We start from the raw sequence: 16,393 nt of genomic DNA on the forward strand, positions 1-16,393 counted from the left end.
CGCTGCCTGCTCCGTCGCCTCCGGCCAGCGACGGGTCGGGCACGGCTGGATAGCATGATGGGCGTGGATCGGCCGGTGCGGGTGCTGGTGGTGGATGACGACGCGCTGGTGCGGGCCGGGCTGACCATGATGCTGGACGGCGCGGCCGGGATCTCGGTGGTCGGCGAGGCCGACGACGGGGATCAGGTGCCGGCCGCGGCTGACGCGCACGCGCCCGATGTGGTGCTGATGGATCTGCGGATGCCGCGGGTCGACGGGATCACCGCGACCCGCCGGTTGCGGGCCCGGCAGCGGCCGCCCGAGGTGATCGTGCTGACCACGTTCGACACGGACGACAACATCCTGCACGCGCTGCGGGCCGGGGCGAGCGGGTTCCTGCTCAAGGACACGCCGCCGGCGCGGATCGCGGAGGCGGTCCGGCAGGTGGCGGCCGGGGAGCCGATCCTGTCGCCGCGGATCACCCGGCGGTTGATGGATCGGGTGGCGGTGCAGGCCGGGGCCTACACCCAGGCGCGGAGGGCACTCGGGGTGCTCAGTCCGCGGGAGCACGACGTGGTGGTGGCGGTCGGGCAGGGGTTCACCAACGCGGAGATCGCCACGGAGCTGGACATGACGCTGGCAACGGTGAAATCGCATGTCTCGCACATCCTGACCAAGCTGGACCTGGACAACCGGACCCAGCTGGCCCTCCTGGTCCACGACGCCGGCCTCGCCTGACCGCTGCAACTCCGCGGCGCGGCTCGGGTAGGGCCGGCCTCACCCGGCGGGCCAGGATTCAGAGTGAAGACATCCCATGTGCCAGAGGAGTCAAGCGGCGTGGCCCGATCCCGCGTCTGCCCAGGGCACCGAGGAGTGTCCGGCTGGTCCTGGTGGCCCTATCCGGGGCTCGGATAGGGCGCTGAGGACCAGCCGGAGAGTGCCGGGCTGGCCCTGATGGCCCTATCCGGGGACGGGATAGGGCGCTGAGCGCCAGCCGGAGAGTGCCGGGCTGGCCCTGGTGGCCCTATCCGGGGACGGGATAGGGCGCTGAGCGCCAGCCGGAGAGTGTCCGGCTGGTCCGGCTGGCCCTGATGGCCCTATCCGAGGCTGGGACAGGGCGCTGAGGACCAGCCGGGGAGCGTCGGGCTGGCCCTGGTGGCTCTATCCGGGGACGGGATAGGGCGCTGAGGACCAGCCGGAGAGTGCCGGGCTGGCCCTGATGGCCCTATCCGAGGCTGGGACAGGGCGCTGAGGACCAGCCGGGGAGCGTCGGGCTGGCCCTGATGGCCCTATCCGGGGACGGGATAGGGCGCTGAGCACCAGCCGAGGAGCGTCGGGCTGGCCCTGGTGGCCCTATCCGGGGACGGGATAGGGCGCTGATGACCAGCCGGGTTTTGATCTCCGGAACCAACCGCGGACAGTGCGGTGGACGGCAGGCGGGGCACCACGCTGGTGGTGATCGTTGCTGCGGACTGGCGGGAGTCGGTCCGGCGAGGGGAGGACCGGGGCGCGGCGCGCCGGAGTAACGGTCATGGGCCGCCGGGCGGGCCGTGACGGGGAGCGGGCCGGGCGGGCACGTCGGCACGGTGCTGCCGGTCGTACCGGAAATTGTTTTCAACGGACCGCGACCGCCCGCGGATCGCCATAAATCGTGTAAGCGAGCCTGGTCGGATCGGCGCCGCTGGTGTTCAGCGAACCGCGCGCGATCATCGATGCCTGGCCCAGCGGCACGCCCGCGGCGAACTCGCGATAGAAGGCGATCGCGAACCGGCGCGCTGCCGGTGAATTGACCGCCCAGGACGAGCCGATGAACGCGCCCGCCCCGGCCCGCAGGAACTGCTCGGCCCAGCCGCCCATCAGCGTGTCGTAGGAGCCGCCGTCCACGCTGCCGCACGCGTTGAAGAACACCAGCGGGCAGCGCTTCCCCAGCGAACCGGTCGCCGCCGCGCGGGCCAGCGAGACCGGCTCGAACGGGCCGTCGACCATCGCCACGCCCCCGGGCCGGCCGGCGTCCGGGTTCGTCTGGTGGCACGCCAGGTGCAACAGGTTGAAGTCACCGGCGTCGATGCGGGAGACGAGGGTCCGCTGGTCGTCCAGGCTGTGCGGGTCGCCGGCTGCGAAGAGCATCTCGTGCACCCGGAGGATCTCCCGCTCGGCGCCCGCGGGCGGGTCGGTGCCCAGCACGAACACCGGATCGGCCAGGGCCAGGGTGCGCGAGACCGGCCGCGTTCCGGTCTGCCGGACCAGCGGCACGCGGTCGACCAGGAAGCCGTCGCCGGCCGGGTCGGTCAGCAGTTCCCAGGGCAGCGTGCTGACGTCCGTGCAGAGGGTGAACCCGGTGACCGTGGCCGACTTGAGGCGTGCGGTGACGTCCTCGCGGACCGGGGGCGGCAGCAGCCCCCACAGGGTCGTCCCCCAGTCCTCCAGCCGGCGGCGGGCGGTGGGCGGGGTGAACGCGGACTCGCCGATCGCCATCCGGTGCGCGTCGCGCAGGATGTCGCGGATCAGCGCGGCCGGCAGCGGCGCGGCGAGCGCGGCCGGCGCATCCGCGCCGATGACGCGGCAGCTCAGACCGCCGACGGCGCGGTCGACCTGGAGGGTCACGGTGTCCGGGGCGGCGGCGAGGTGGTCCAGGCGGGCGGTCAGGGTGCGCGGTGGGTCGGTGGTTCCGGCGGGATCGACTTCTACGGTACGCACGGTCGCGCTCAGTTCCCCGCCCCCGCTCGCGAGGTAGGCGCGCACCCGCACCTCATGCCGCCCGGGAGCCGGCGCGGTCAGCACGAACAGCACGGTGTCCGAGTCCCGGTCCGGGTGGACTCGCACCTGCTGCACCGCGTCCGACTCGATCTCCAGGGTTTCCGAGGCGACGGTGAGCAGCACGTCCACACCGGACGGCGGGATCGGGAACGGGCGGGTCGGCACGCTGCCCGGGCCGCCGTCCCGGGTGATGGAGGCGTGCAGGGCGAGCCGCTTGCCGCCGCGGGCCCGGGCCGGCAGCGAGGTGGTCAGGTAGCGGGCCGGCGGTGCGGTGCCGGGCTCGGCGCGCAGCTGGCTCTCGGCGGTGCGCAGGGCCGAGCGGGCCCAGCGTTCCAGGCCGGGGTCGAGGCGCAGGGCGCCGTGCAGGGCGATCCTGGCGCGGGGGCCGGACGGGCGGGCCAGGGCGGCGTCGAGGGCGGCGGCGACGCGCTCCGCCGCGCCCGGGTGAGCCAGCAGTTCGGGGAGGCGTTCCCGGGCCTGCGCGGCGACCCGGCGGAGGGCGTCGTCGTCGGCAGTCATCGGTGTCAGCCTATGCGCCGGTGAAGGTGAACGCAGCCCAGGTGGCCGGCTCCGACCACGGGCGCCCACCCGAGTCACCGGCCGCGAAGACGCCCGGCAGCAGCGCATCGGCGACCTCCTCGGGCAGCCACGCCTCCCCCGCGTCCAGCGCCGCGCCCCACTGCTCCTCGACGTCGACCGGCGTGGCGTCGCGCAGCCACCGCTGCGCCACGGCCAGCGCGGCCGCCGGATCGTCCGCCGGGCGCCACCGGCGATAGAACTCGGTCATCAGCAGCGCCGTGGCGTGGTCGTCGACCGCCCACATGGAAGCCACCACCCCCGCCACCCCGGCCTGCAACAACCCGGTCGGCAGATTGATCACCTCGTCCGGGAGGGTGCGCCCCGGAACGAACGTGTCGCACGCGGAGAGCACCGCGAGCCGCAGCCGCAGCCGCATCGGAAGGACGTCGGCCACCCGCAGCGACGTGGCGGCGGTGAGCCGGATGGCGTTCTGCAACGGCTCGACGTCGACGGCCCCGTGACAGCCGAAGTGCGCGACGTCGGCGTTCGCGAGCAGGCCGGGCTCGAACTCCTCCCCGGTCCGCACCACGCTCTCGCCGAAAGCCACCGCGGCGGCCCGCCCCTCCCACCGGGCATGCGGCAGCCGCGAGTCGGTGACCACCAGCAGTCGGCGCGGCTCGGCCCCGGCGGCCAGCTCCCGCGCCGCGGCCAGCGCCCGCGCGTTCGGGGTGTACCCGGCGACCACGTCGTCGATCAGGTACCGGTACCCGCTCGGCCGGGCCGCGTCCGCGCACCGGGCCGCGTGCAGCGGCAGCAGCCCGGTGAGCCCGGCCGGGACCAGGGTGATCCGCGGCGCCCCGGGCAGCGCGTCGAGCAGCGGACCCGCGACCGCGTCCCAGAGCCAGCCGGTCAGCCCGGGCAGGTGCCGCCGCCAGCCGTCCGGGGCGGTGTGGCGTTCCGCCCACTCGTGCACCTGGCGGTCGGTGAGGCCGGGCAGCCGTACGTCGGTGACCGTGTCGCCGTGCACGATCAGGGCCAGGCCGGACTGCTCGGACGGGACCAGGTAGACCAGCGGGTGCCCGGCGGTGGCGGCGACGTCGGCGAACCGGGTCGGTGCGAGGAAGTTCTCGAAGCCGGGCACGTACTGGATCGCCTTGATCGCCGCGGCCAGTTCGGCGTGCGCGAGCTGGAGCTCATCCGGCGGCAACGTCGACCACCAGGAGGCTGAGGTTGTCCGGGGCGCCCTCGGCGTACGCCTCGTCGCGCAACGCCTCGGCCAGCTTGGCCGCGTCGTCCAGCCGGCACGAGCGGCGCAGTACCCGGTCGTCGAGCACGCCGTGCACCCCGTCGGTGCAGAGCAGGTAACGACCCTCCGCCGGGGTGTCCGCCACGTACGGATCGAGCCCGCCCGGCGCGTCGCCCAGCGCCTGGGTCAGCATGGACCGGCCGGACGCGTGGTCGACGCTCAGCTGCTCCAGGTACCCGTCGGTGATCCGGTAGACCCGGCTGTCGCCGACGTTGAAGACCCGCGCGCCGCCGCCGTGCAGCAGCAGCCCGGCCACGGTCGTGCGCATCCCGGCGGTGGCCGGGGCGCGACCCGCCGTGTGGTGCAGGTTCTCGCTGATCGCGATCAGCCCGGCGTGCATCGCCTCCGCGGTGTCCCAGCCGGGGTGGCGGGCCACCAGGTCACCGGCGGCCAGCCGGCTGGCCAGGTCGCCGGCGTTGTGCCCGCCCAGCCCGTCGGCGACCGCGAACAGCAGCGGCGGCGGCCCGTCGACGGCCAGTTCGACGACCCGCGGCTCGGCGGCCTGGCAGATCCAGTCGAAGGCGAGCACCGCGTCCTGGTTGCCGGAGCGGACCAGGCCGCGCCCGGTGAGAGAGGTGACCTTCACCCGGCTCATGCCGCCGCCCGCCGTACCCGGGCCCGGACCGTGCTGGAGAAGCGCAGCTCGTCGCCGTCGTGCAGCTGCCGCCGGTCACCGTGCTCGACCTGCCGGTCGTTGACATAGGTGCCGTTGGTGGACCCGAGGTCCCGGACGAACAGGTCGCCGCCCTCCACCCAGACGATCGCGTGCCGGCGCGACACCTTGTCGTAGTCCTTCAGCGACTGAGCGATCGCCCCCAGCTCCTCGGCCCGGCCGATCGGCACCTCGTCGCTGCCGACCGCGACCGGGCCGAACGGGAACTCGAGCCGGAACAGGCCGCTCTCCCGGGTCGTCGGCGGCGCGTAGGCGGCCGCCTCGGCGGCCATCGTCAGGCTGTGCAGCGGGCAGCTGCCGTCCGGATTGAGCGGGTTCCCGCAGCCCGGCTCGGGGCACACCGGTTCCGGTTGCAGGAACTCCATGCAGCCCGGCTGCGAGCACAACGAGCCGCCGCCGGACTGCGGGCCGTGGATCGGGCAGATCAGGGTCGCCATGACACACCTTCCAGTTCGATGCCCTGGGCACGCAGGACGCGCTGGACCCGGTCCAGGTCGCCGCGGCCGGGAATGCCGATCAGCCAGACCCGCTCGTCGTCGACCTGGAGCTGGAGCTCCGGGTGCTCCCGCTCGGCGCCGGCCCAGCGGGCATAGCGCTGCTCGCCCCGCGGCGAGCAGGGGATCAGCCGCTGGTTGGCCGAGCCGCGCCAGACCAGGGCGGTCGGCTCGGTGATCCGGAACGGTCCGGTGATCAGCGCGTCGATCTCCGGGTACGCCGCCGGGCAGCGCCGCCGGAACTCGTCCAGCTCGACGCCGGTGTAGCAGAGCACGTCCCAGTCCGGGTCGATCCGGCGCAGCCCGGTCAGCAGCTCGGCCAGCGCCTCCGGCTGCTCGGACGGCTCACCCCCGGTGATCGTCACCCCGGTGGTGCCGGCCGCCCGCTCCGCGCACCAGGCGAGCACGTCGGCCACCTCGGTGTCGTGCTCCGGCCCGGCGGTCCAGGTGTCCCGGGAGACGCAGCCGGGGCAGCCGATGCCGCAGCCCTGCACCCAGATCCCGATCCGCTGCCCCGGCCCCAGCGTGGTGACCGGATGATGCAGCCGGGCCAGCCGCAGGCTCACGCCATCACCAGCACGTAGTTCTGCCCCTGCGGCTCGATCGCGGCCACCCGCAGCGTCTGTCCCGGCACCGGCGGCCGGGCGAACAGCTCCCGGGCGAGCGGGTTGAGCAGGATGCTCTCGATGGTGGCCACGATGCCGCGCCCGCCGTTGCGCAGGTTGTAGGTGGCCTGCTGGAGCAGCTCCTCCCGGGCGCTGTCGCTGAACTCCAGGGTCGCCCCGAAGTTGCGGCGGACGGCCTCGGCGACCCGGCCGATGGTCCGGTCGGCGATCTCCAGCGCCGCCTCCGGGCGCAGGAAGTCGAAGACCACGATGCTCTGCTCGACCCGGTTGTAGAGCTCGGGCCGGCCGATCAGGTGCCGGAAGAAGACCTCGATGTACTGCCGGACCCGTTCCTCGATCTCCGGCAGTTCCATCTCGTCGGTGACGTTCTCGACCGGTTTGTTGTCCTCCCCGGGCACCACGATGCCGAGGTTGGTGGTGAAGACGATCAGCGCCTCGGTGAAGTAGACGGTGCCGCCGCGCCCGTCGGTGAGCCGGCCGTCGTCGAGGATCTGGAGGAACTTGTCGAGCAGCCGCTGGTGCGCCTTCTCGATCTCGTCGAAGAGCACCACCCGGAACGGCTGCTGCCGGATCCCGTTGGTCAGCTCGCCACCGGCGTCGTGACCGATGAAACCGGGCGGGGCGCCGATAAGCCGTGCCTCGGAGTGCTCCGCGGAGAATTCCGACATGTCGAAGCGCAGATACGCGTTCTCGTCGCCGAACAGCAACTCGGCGAGGGCCTTGGCCAGCTCGGTCTTGCCGACGCCGGTCGGGCCGGCGAAGAACAGCACGCCGCGCGGCTTGCTGGTGTTGCCGGTGTGCGCCCCGGCCAGGCCGGTGGCCGAGCGGGCCAGGATGTCCAGCACCCGGCGGACCGCGTCCGGCTGGCCCAGCACCCGGTTGCCGAGCTCCTTCTCCGCGGTCCGCAGCCGGTCCCGCAGCCCGGCACTCTGCCACGGGTTGTCCGGCACACCGACCCGGAACGCCCGGACCGCGTCGTCGATCCGGCCGCCCGGGATGCCGGCCGCCGCCGCCAGCCGGACCACGTCCTGCATGCTGCGCAGCCGCATCCCATGGCTGGCCTCGGCGAACCGGCGGGCGATGGCGTCGCGCTCGGCCTCGTCCGCGGGCATCTCCGGCAGCTTGGCGGCCATGTCGCCGGCGGTGGCCAGCCGGGCGCTCAGGTCCGGCTCCGGGATGCCGGTGATCCGCAGCGTGTGGTTGCCGGTCGCGAACCAGGCCGGCAGGTCGTGCTCCCGGTCGAGGACCCAGAAGATGGTGTTGTAACCGGTGCCGACCGGCAGCGCCCGGTACGCCAGCCGGTCCGCGGTGGCCAGGAACAGCCGTTCCTCCGGGGAGAGCAGCTCGCCGGTGAACAGCCGGGCCGCGTCGCTGAGCACCAGCGCGACCGGTGGCCCGGCGGCCCGGCGCCGGTCCAGGTCGGTCACCGCGGTGATCAGGTCACGGACCTGGGCCAGGTGCAGCGGGCGCCGCTGCTCCACGTCGGCCTCGCGCAGCACCCCCTCGGCCGCGGTCCGGCCCTCCGGCGTGGCGCTGATCAGCTCCACCCCGACACCGGTCGAGTAGGCGAGCAGGGCGCCGTAGCCGCGCGGCTGGGCGACGCTCCACAGCGCCTCGACCAGGCCCATGAACCGGACCCGGCCGGCGAACCCGGGGTCGGGCAGCCGGTACAGGTCGCGCACGTTGCCGGTGAGCAGGATCTGCGGGTGTGCGCAGAGCGCCAGGTCGATCTCCCGCAGCCAGGCGGGGTTGGTGGAGTTCTCCGGGTTCACAGTGTCCGCTCCCTGTGCTGATGCTGTCTGGCCTGCGCGGCCTTGGCCGGGATGAACTCGTCGGCGACGGCCTGCACCGGGCGCTTGCCCGGTTCCTGCCGCGCCACGTCGGCGACCTCGACGCCCTCCTTGCGCATCGAGCGCAGCAGCACGTCGTAGTCGTCGCAGAACTTGCGCTCGGCGCCGGCGTCGTCGGCGGCGCCCGCGTGGGTGCTCCGCGCCCGCACGACCTGGGTGCGGACCACCGGGTTGTCCTGGTCGAGCAGGACCTTCACGCCGTATCCGCGGCCGTCGCCCATCCCCGCGTAGGCCACGCCGTCGCCGGCCAGCCGCGTCTCGAACCCCTCGGTCACCTGGTAGCCGAGGTCGGTCAGCTTGGTCCGCAGCGCGTTCGCCATGGCCTTGCGCCGGCGTGCCCGGTCGGCCCGGTCCACCACCGTGTCCGCTTCGGCGCGCAGCCCGTCCGGCACCTCCAGGACCCGCTCGGCGATCAGCCGCTGGATGCGGGCGCGCAGCCGATCGGCCTCCTCCCCCGGGACCGTCTCCAGCGGTGCGGCGACCGCCAGCAGCTCGCGGCGGGCGCGGCCGACCTGCTCGTCGTCACGCTGCGCGTCGCGTACCCGTTTCTCCAGGTCGGTCAGCAGCAGCCGGACCCGGATCTCGGACGCGCCGCCGGCGATCTCGGCGGCGGCCGCGGCACAGGCCGCGCGGGTCTCGGCCGGCGCGCCGGCCGGAAGACGGGAGACCAGGTCCGCGGCCCGCTCGGCGTCCGCTTTCCGCCGGGCCGCCCGTTTTTCGGTACGCCGTGCCGCGCTCCCGTCCGTCGTCCGCACCGGCTCCGGAGCCTTCTCCAGGACCGAGTCGTCCCAGGTCCGCGTGGTGCTGACCGCCTCCGCCGCGGGTCCGGCGGCGAGCAGCCCGCTCACGTCGCTGCGCGAGGCGGCGCTGACCGCGGAGCGCAGCGCCTCCCGTTCCCGGCGGGCGAGTTCGCGCAGCTCGCCGGTGGTCGCCGCGATCTTGGCCGGGGAGTGCTTGGGCCGGGCCTGCCGACCGGCCGGCACCTTGGCGATCCGGTCACCGTAGACCGACCGGTACGCCTCCGCCTCGGCCCGCACCGCCTCCAGCTCGCCCCGCGCCTGCACGTAGCGTTCCCACTCGGCGCGCTGCTCGCGGGCCAGTCGCTCGGCCGCGGTCTCCACCACGTAACGCGCGCCGGTCATCGAGCTCATGCCAGGTCTCCTCTCACCACTGCCACCACACCTCGGTCGGGGACGGCAGGAACGGCACCGCGAACTGCTGCCACACCCACAGCGGCTGGACCAGGTAGAGGACCACGACCGCGATGATCAGGGCGGCCCGGATGCCGCGGACCAGCGAGCCGCCGTCGCCGGCCTCGGTCTGCCAGCCGCGGTTCACCAGCCGGCGGCTCAGCCAGAGGGCGGCGATCAGCATGCCGAACACGGCGTACGGAAAGATCTCGGCGAAGTTGCCGTTCACCGCTTGCAGCGGGTCGTGGAACGCGCTGCGCAGCACGATCGGGAACCGGACCAGGATCCGGTACTCGCCGTCGGCGACGCTGAGCACGATCGCCACGGCGAGCCCGAACAGCCAGCAGAACCAGCGGGCCCGGCGCAGCGCGACCGGCGGGTCGACCGGCCGGATCAGCAGGCAGCCGAGCACGATCAGGACCGGCAGCGCCACCATGGTCTGCACGTCGGTGACGTTGAGCAGGTACAGCGGGGTCCGGCCCGGGTTGAGGTCGTACGCCTCGAACTTGCTGACGGCCGCCCCGGCGAACGTGGTCAGGTAGGCCAGGAGGACGGCGAGCAGCAGGTTGACCGCGTCCCGCCAGAGGTTGCGGGCCGCGGTCCGCCCGGGTGCCGGGGCGAACCCGGCCGCCGTGGCCCGCTCGTTGCGCCGCTCCTGTTTGGCCTGCGCCTGCCGGGCCTTCTCGGCGGCCGACTCGGCGGTGGCGACCGGGATCAGCGCGGTCGCCACGGCACCGGCGGCCAGTTGCCGGTTGTCCGTCCCGCGGGCCTCATCGCGCAGGGCCGCCCACCACCCGACCTTGCCGGGAGCCTTCTGCCGGCGCAGCTCCGTGTGCAGGCGCTCGCGGTGGTCCGGGTCGACCAGCAGGCGGAACGCGATCGCGGCCGCGGCCGGCAGCGCCCGGTCCACCTCCGGCCGCCGGGCCGTGCCGAACCCGCCGGCGAGCCGGACCGCCAGCTCGTTGATCCGTTCCTGGACCGCGGCGGTGACCTGGTCGAGCCGGTCGGCGGCCTCGGTCAGCACCGCGCAGCCGGGCTGCGCGGCGGCGCACTGCGGGTGGTTGCGGCACCGGTGCCGGGCCAGGGCGCGCAACAGCCCGACGTTGAGGTTGCCGAGCAGGGCGAGCGCGGTCGGGTCGCCGGCCGCCGCGGACTGGCCCAGCACGGCGAGCCCGGGCGCGTCGGCGCGGCGCTGCTCGTAGACCGGCGGCATCTCGGGCGCCACCCAGGAGATGAGCCGGGTGAGCCGGGCGGCCGCGTCGGTGCGGTGGCTGACCTTGGTGCGCATCAGGTTCTCCGGCAGGTTGACCTCCGGGAAGTTGTCCCGGAGCCAGTCGGAGAGGTCGAGCTGCTGGGTGCGGTTCTCGAACAGCGCGATGCCGGCTGCCCAGTTCTCCGACAGCGCCGCGCCGATCTGCTCCGGGGTCCGGCAGACCCGCCCGGCCACCTCGAACGGCGCGACCGGCGGGGCGGCCGGCGGCGCCGGCTCGACGATCGGGGCGTCGTGCACGGCGGGCCGCTCGCCGCCCAGCCAGGCGCGGACCTCGGTGGCGCCCCAGCGCTCCTCCGGCGGCCGGGTGAGCAGCCCCTGGCAGAGCAGCCGCCACTCCGGGTCGGTGACGCCGTCCAGGTCGACGCCGTAGGTGGCGATGTGCTCGAAGACGGCGCGTTCGTTGGCCGCCCAGCCGCCGACGCCGCTGTTCGGGTTGCGCCCGGTGAGCAGCTCGACGATGACCACGCCCAGCGACCACCAGTCCTGCTCCGGTTTCTGGCTCTTCTGCCACCAGGTCTCCGGCGCCTGGTACGCCGGGGTGCCGGCCCGGCCGGTGGTGCGCCGGGTGGCGCGCAGCTCGGCGACCAGGCCGAAGTCGCAGAGCACCAGGTCGAGTGGGTCACGGCCGCGCAGCAGGATGTTCTCCGGCTTGATGTCGCGGTGCGCCATGCCGACCGCGGCGCCGTGCCGCAACTCGCCGTGCAGGTAGGCGAGGGCCTCGGTGACCTGGGCGAGCACCGTGCGGACCTGGTCGGGCGGGAGCGGGCCGCCGTGGTCGCGGGCCAGGGCGGCCAGCGAGCCGCCGGGGGCGTACTCCAGGACCTCCCAGCTCATCTCGCGGCCGTAGGCGCCGGACTCCTCGCCCCAGTCGATGACCCGGACGACGTGCCGGGCGTCGGCGGTGCGCAGCGCGTCGAGCAGGGCGGTGTCCGGGCGTACGGCGGTCGGGTAGACCTTGGCGACCCGCTGCTCGCCGGTCTCCCGGTCGCGGACCAGCATGACCAGGTGGGCCTCGCCGCCGGTAGCCAGGTCGGCCTCCGGGCGATAGCGGGCGAAGACCGCGCCGGGCAGGCCGCCGGAGTCCTCCCTGCCGGCGTGCCCCTCCGGGCTCTCCCGGGTGGTGGGCGCCGGACCCGACGCGCCCTCCCGCGTGGTTGCCGGGGCGCCCTCGCGAGTGGTCGCCGGGGCGCCCTCCCGGGTGGTCGCGGCCGCTCCCGGCGTGACGTCCTCACGCCGGGTGGTGTAGTCGCTCATGCCCCCTCCGTGGCCAGCTGTTCCTGGATGGCGCGGTCCTGGAGTCCTCGCAGGTGCTCCACGGCCCGCAGATATCGCTGACGGACAGGTTCGAGTTCCGGTGCGGTGAGGCCGACCAGGTCGCGGTCGAGCGCCGCGGAGAGCAGCACCGCGCGCCCGCCCTCCAGGGCCTCGACGGCCTCGGTGAGCCGGCCGCGGCGGGCCAGCGCGTAGGCCGCCCGGGCCGGCATGCCCTGCGCGCCGCGGCCCAGCACCAGCTCGCTCATCGCCCGGGTGAGCTGGGCCCGGACCAGCTGGTTGAGCACGTCCACGGCGACCAGGTAGGCGTCGCCGGCGTCGGCCATCCGCTCGTGCCGCCAGGACCAGTCCCCCCACCGGATCGCGGTGTCGTACGCCCAGATCAGGCTCTTGTCCGTCAGCTCGGCCACGGCCCGCCGGGACTCGTCGGCGGCGGCCAGCCGGTCCTCGGTGTACCCGGTCGCCTCGGCACGCATGTGCAGCCCGGCGGCGAGCCGGGAGCAGGCGATCGCGTGCGGCAGGCTCCCCGGGAGGTAGCCGTCCCGGAGCATCCGGAACAGCGCCACCCCCTCGTCGACGGACTCCAGGTCGCCGTCCCGGAACCCCTTGCCGATCAGCGCCTCGGCGAGTGAGCTGCGGGTGGCCCGGCGCACGTGCGGGGCCATCGCCTGCCCGGAGGTGGCCCGGCGCAGCAGGGTGACCGCCTCGTCCAGCACGTGCTGCTCGGGGCCGTCCATCCGGTAGCCGTCCAGCTTGCAGTTGGCCAGCACCACCCGGGCCTCGTCCTGGCTGTCCCGGCCCATCGCGAGCACCTGCGAGGCCAGGTGCTCGGCCTGCCGGCGGTCGGCGGCGGCGGAGGGGTCGCCGGACAGTCCCTTGGTCCGGGACCGCAGGTGGTACATGTTCGCCAGGGTGGCCAGCTGGGACGGGCGGTCGGCCTCGAACCGGTCGGGGTCGTCCAGCTCGGCCTCCATGTCGCGGATGCCGTCGTCGAGGGCGCGCAGGTCGCTGCCGGTGCCGTAGCGGCCGCCGACCTGGACGCCGCTGCCGGCCGCGCCCACGCCCACGCCCACGATGCCGCTGGGCTCGAACCCGGCCATCAACCGGGCCGCCTCCTCGGCCGGGCGCTGCTCCAGGCCACGCAGCTCGTGTGCCCGGACCAGGGTGTCGCCGATCGAGCCGACCAGCGGGGAGAGGCGGCCGGCCTGCTCGACGAGGCGGCGGATCCGGTCCTCGTCGCCGGGGTCGGCGTCCGGGTCGCCGGACCGGGCGACGAGCAGGGTGGCCAGGGTCGAATGGGCGGACGCGGCCGCGGTGGCGTAGACCTCGGCCACCTGCGAATTCGGCCGGGCCACCGCCGTCGCCCGGTCCAGCACCGGCAGCGCGCGTTCCATCCGGTCCAGCGCGTCGGCCAGGTCCTCGCGGCGCCGATACCGCAGGTACTGCGGGGCCAGCACGGTGGCGTACATGGTGTCCAGGGCGGCGTGCTCCGGGGTGCCCGGCCGCAGCCCGGCCTGCTCGCGGCGCAGTGTGTCCAGGGCGAACACGACGTCCTCCGGGCGGTTGCGCACCGCGAGGACGTTGGCCAGCCGGACGGTGACGCCGCGGCGCTCCGGCCGGCCGCGCGGGACCAGCCGCTCGGCCTCGCGGGCCGCGTCGATCGACCGGTCCAGGTCGTCGGCGGCGTGCCGGCACAGGAACCGGCTCAGCAGCGCGTGGGAGACCGCGAGCAGGGCCAGCACGCGCTGGGCGGGCGCCCGCCGGGCGGCCGCGGCGACCCGCTGCTGCGCGGCCTCGACCGCCGCGTCGACTTGGTCGCACGGAATGGTTCCGACTAATAGCGTCATGCAGTCATCCGAACGGCGGACTTGTCGCAGTCCAAAGTGGCAATGGGGTCATAATGTGATCCACGGGCCCCGACAGCCTTGCAGTCCGGCATTGCCCTCGTCAATGCGAAACGCCGGGCAATCCTGCGCGACGAAGTTGATGTTGGAACGGCGTCGGCCGATATGCCGACTGACATCCGGTGTTCCGGCATGTAATTGTCAGGCAGCAGGGAAAGGGAGCCGGCGGGCTCCGGAGCCACGGCGGCCCGGGACGGCCCGCTATTGATCATGATCGACGGGGTGACCCGGCAGCACCGCTCGATCCGGCTGACCGCCGATCCGTCCACAGCCGACACCGCTGGTCGCGCCGCGCTTCGCGCCGGCGTGAATACGAACAGGCAAAGGCGAACAACCGAATGGACGACCCCGTTGGTTGACATCGCTATTGCACGATCGGATTAATCTTTTTCCCGGCCGGTCGCCTTTTCCTTTTCGCAATGCCCCGGCTACAGTTCCACCCCTATCCCGGCCAAATCGCGCCAACTGTTGCGGATGGCCCACACCCAAAAACGGAGGGACGCGTGTCCTTGCAGAGCGCAGATCCGGCACGGCGCACCCGTGCCCGGGTCGACCGGTTGCTTCCCGGCATCACCGCGCTCCTCACCGACGGCGTGCAGCAGCGGGAGATCAACGAGGCTGCCGGGCGGGTGCTGCGGGCCGCCGGGGAACGGCCCGCCGTGGCGCTGCTCGCCGAGGCCGGCCTGGACCATCAGGTGGTCAGCCACCGGATGTGGGCGCCGTTGCTCGGCGACGGGGTAGCGGCGCTCACCCCGGCCCGGACCACCATCGGCTACGTCACCGCGGTCCGGCTGCATCCGGTGCCCGGTGACCGGACCACGGTCCGCAAGGCCACCGCCTCGTTCCTGACCGGCCCGGAGATCCTGCGCTGCCGGGCCCGCCTGCTGGCCCAGATCGGCGATCTGCCGGCCGGCGCCGCCGACGCGGAGTGGACGACCGTGCTGGAGCTGGCCCGGCACGTCTGGGACGCCGCGGACAGCGCGCGGCAGGCCGCGATCGACGAGCTGGCCGGCCTGTACCGGGCGCAGATCTTCGCCGGACGATTCCTCGGCCGCGACGGCGTCCCGGTCCGGCTGGAGGCGGTGCACCAGGCCACCATGCCGGTGCGGTGGAGCGACGCGGCCGCCGGGCGGCGCCCGTTCCCGGAGATCGGCGCGGCCGGTCCGTACGACGCCGACCAGGACCTCGGGCAGAGCGTGCTGCACCGGGTCTTCCCCGCGGTCCGCCGGATCGTGCTGGACGTCGACGTGCCGGACGAGCGCTGGCCGATCAGCGAGGACGGGCTCGACCTGATCGACCTGCCGATGCTGGACGGCCGGCTGCGGACCGGCCGGGCCGAGTGGCTGATCGAGACGGAGCTGGCCGGCGCCGGCGCGGTGGTCACCGTCGAGGGCCCGCAGCGCGAGGCGGAACGGCTGCTGGACCGGCTGCGCGGCCCCTCCCCCACGGTCCTGCGCGGCCCGGACAACTACCTGGTGCTGCGCGACGGCGGCGCCCTGGCCGACCTGCGCGCCGAGATCTGCAAGCAGGGCCAGGCCGCCTGCCTGGCCGCCCGGGCGCAGCGCACCGAGGCCGCCTACGAGGGCTTCCGGCAGACCGTCCGCCGGGTGGTCGCGGCGCTGGACGAGACCCCGCTGGCCGCCCCGCCGATGGCCTCGCCGCAGGAGATGGCGGTGCGTGACCTGCTCGGCCGGATCGGCGCGGAACTGTCCGCGATGACCGACGACGTGGAGCGCGGCATCGCCGGGCCGGCCGCGTCGCTCGCCGACGGGATCACCCCGTACGCCGCGCTGCGCCAGTGGATCACCACGCAGGTGTACGCCTGGCCGCAGTGGCCCGCGCTCTTCTCCGCCCTGCGCCACCACGTGCTGGTCCCCGGCGACCTGCCGAGCACACCCGGTCCCCTGCTGGCCCGGTTCGAACGGCTGGTCCACGACCTGCCGGAGGCCTGCGCCCGGGTGATCGACGCGACCGTGGAGAACTGGCTGCGCCACTGGTCGGTCCGGGTCGCCCCGCTCAAGAGCGAGTTCTTCGAGGTGATCGCGCCGCTGCGGGACGGCCCCAGCGACACGGTCGCCCAGCTGCGGCGCGGCGTGCAGTTCGGCTGGCTCACCGAGGCCCGCCCCGAACCGGCCGCCCCGCCGGACGACCAGCGGGCGAACGGCGCGGTCCGGGCGGCCTTCCCGCTCGACCCGCGGCGCAACCTGCCCTGGCACCAGGACGCCGACGACGCCGGCGGGCACGGGCGGCACCTGATGACCGTGATGCGGGTCCGCCGGGAGATGGTCGTCGCCGCGCAGCGGCTCGGCGAGGAGCGGCTCGCCGACGCCCTCGCCGCCCGGGTCGAGACGATCCGCCGCCGGCTGCGCCTCCAGCGGCAGGCCCAGCAGCAGCCGGACGCCCACGTCCGGGCGCTGCTCGGCGGCGGACCGGCCACCACCGGTGTGGCCCCGCAGGCCGCCGCCCGCCGGATCGAGGACCTCCTGGAACGCGCCGACTCCGAGGAAGAACACCAATGAGCGAGCTTGCGAGCGAATCGACAAGCACAGT

The 16,393-nt window shown here is 74.4% G+C and carries 11 protein-coding genes; 2 read left to right on the forward strand and 9 right to left on the reverse strand.

Annotation, left to right across the window (positions count from 1 at the left end; all coding sequences use genetic code 11):
- The first annotated feature begins 54 nt into the window (after positions 1–54).
- Positions 55–717, forward strand: coding sequence for a response regulator (locus Aiant_RS02020; protein WP_189335559.1), 663 nt, complete (start codon positions 55–57; stop codon positions 715–717).
- 876 nt (positions 718–1,593) lie between these two features.
- On the opposite strand, the gene Aiant_RS02025 is transcribed toward Aiant_RS02020, so the two are convergent.
- The 9 genes from Aiant_RS02025 to Aiant_RS02065 are packed head-to-tail and all read right to left on the reverse strand — an operon-like array spanning position 1,594 to position 13,786.
- The gene (locus Aiant_RS02025; protein WP_189335558.1) at positions 1,594–3,255 is read right to left on the reverse strand and encodes a CHAT domain-containing protein; all 1,662 of its coding nucleotides are present in this window, start codon (positions 3,253–3,255) and stop codon (positions 1,594–1,596) included.
- Between the two features lie 10 nt (positions 3,256–3,265).
- Positions 3,266–4,462, reverse strand: a complete 1,197-nt coding sequence (locus Aiant_RS02030; protein WP_189335557.1) for a CHAT domain-containing protein — start codon at positions 4,460–4,462, stop codon at positions 3,266–3,268.
- Entirely contained in the window at positions 4,449–5,156 is a 708-nt protein-coding gene (locus Aiant_RS02035) for a PP2C family protein-serine/threonine phosphatase (RefSeq protein ID WP_189335556.1), read from the reverse strand. The genes Aiant_RS02030 and Aiant_RS02035 overlap by 14 nt, the downstream gene beginning before the upstream one ends.
- Positions 5,153–5,671, reverse strand: a complete 519-nt coding sequence (locus tag Aiant_RS02040; protein ID WP_189335555.1) for an FHA domain-containing protein — start codon at positions 5,669–5,671, stop codon at positions 5,153–5,155. Before Aiant_RS02040 ends, Aiant_RS02035 begins: the two co-directional genes overlap by 4 nt.
- The gene (locus Aiant_RS02045) at positions 5,659–6,294 is read right to left on the reverse strand and encodes a 4Fe-4S cluster-binding domain-containing protein (RefSeq protein ID WP_189335554.1); all 636 of its coding nucleotides are present in this window, start codon (positions 6,292–6,294) and stop codon (positions 5,659–5,661) included. The genes Aiant_RS02040 and Aiant_RS02045 overlap by 13 nt, the downstream gene beginning before the upstream one ends.
- On the reverse strand, positions 6,291–8,126 hold the full coding sequence (locus Aiant_RS02050) for an AAA family ATPase (RefSeq protein ID WP_189335553.1): 1,836 nt from the start codon (positions 8,124–8,126) through the stop codon (positions 6,291–6,293). The genes Aiant_RS02045 and Aiant_RS02050 overlap by 4 nt, the downstream gene beginning before the upstream one ends.
- Positions 8,123–9,355, reverse strand: a complete 1,233-nt coding sequence (locus Aiant_RS02055) for a hypothetical protein (protein ID WP_189335552.1) — start codon at positions 9,353–9,355, stop codon at positions 8,123–8,125. Before Aiant_RS02055 ends, Aiant_RS02050 begins: the two co-directional genes overlap by 4 nt.
- A 13-nt stretch (positions 9,356–9,368) precedes the next feature.
- The gene (locus tag Aiant_RS02060; RefSeq protein WP_189335551.1) at positions 9,369–11,921 is read right to left on the reverse strand and encodes a serine/threonine-protein kinase; all 2,553 of its coding nucleotides are present in this window, start codon (positions 11,919–11,921) and stop codon (positions 9,369–9,371) included.
- The gene (locus Aiant_RS02065; protein ID WP_189335550.1) at positions 11,918–13,786 is read right to left on the reverse strand and encodes a hypothetical protein; all 1,869 of its coding nucleotides are present in this window, start codon (positions 13,784–13,786) and stop codon (positions 11,918–11,920) included. The genes Aiant_RS02060 and Aiant_RS02065 overlap by 4 nt, the downstream gene beginning before the upstream one ends.
- 560 nt (positions 13,787–14,346) lie before the next feature.
- Between Aiant_RS02065 and Aiant_RS02070 the strand changes: the two genes are divergently transcribed.
- Complete coding sequence (locus Aiant_RS02070; RefSeq protein ID WP_189335549.1) at positions 14,347–16,362, forward strand: hypothetical protein; 2,016 nt, start codon at positions 14,347–14,349, stop codon at positions 16,360–16,362.
- The last annotated feature ends 31 nt before the right edge of the window (positions 16,363–16,393 follow it).

Origin of the sequence: Actinoplanes ianthinogenes (genome assembly GCF_018324205.1) — a bacterium.
Taxonomy (GTDB): domain Bacteria; phylum Actinomycetota; class Actinomycetes; order Mycobacteriales; family Micromonosporaceae; genus Actinoplanes; species Actinoplanes ianthinogenes.

Bases quoted from the DNA above. Each gene is read 5' to 3' on its own strand.
- Aiant_RS02020 (WP_189335559.1), top strand. From the start codon at position 55: ATGATGGGCGTGGATCGGCCGGTGCGGGTGCTGGTGGTGGATGACGAC.
- Aiant_RS02060 (WP_189335551.1), bottom strand. From the start codon at position 11,921: ATGAGCGACTACACCACCCGGCGTGAGGACGTCACGCCGGGAGCGGCC.
- Aiant_RS02065 (WP_189335550.1), bottom strand. From the start codon at position 13,786: ATGACGCTATTAGTCGGAACCATTCCGTGCGACCAAGTCGACGCGGCG.
- Aiant_RS02035 (WP_189335556.1), bottom strand. From the start codon at position 5,156: ATGAGCCGGGTGAAGGTCACCTCTCTCACCGGGCGCGGCCTGGTCCGC.
- Aiant_RS02055 (WP_189335552.1), bottom strand. From the start codon at position 9,355: ATGAGCTCGATGACCGGCGCGCGTTACGTGGTGGAGACCGCGGCCGAG.
- Aiant_RS02040 (WP_189335555.1), bottom strand. From the start codon at position 5,671: ATGGCGACCCTGATCTGCCCGATCCACGGCCCGCAGTCCGGCGGCGGC.
- Aiant_RS02025 (WP_189335558.1), bottom strand. From the start codon at position 3,255: ATGACTGCCGACGACGACGCCCTCCGCCGGGTCGCCGCGCAGGCCCGG.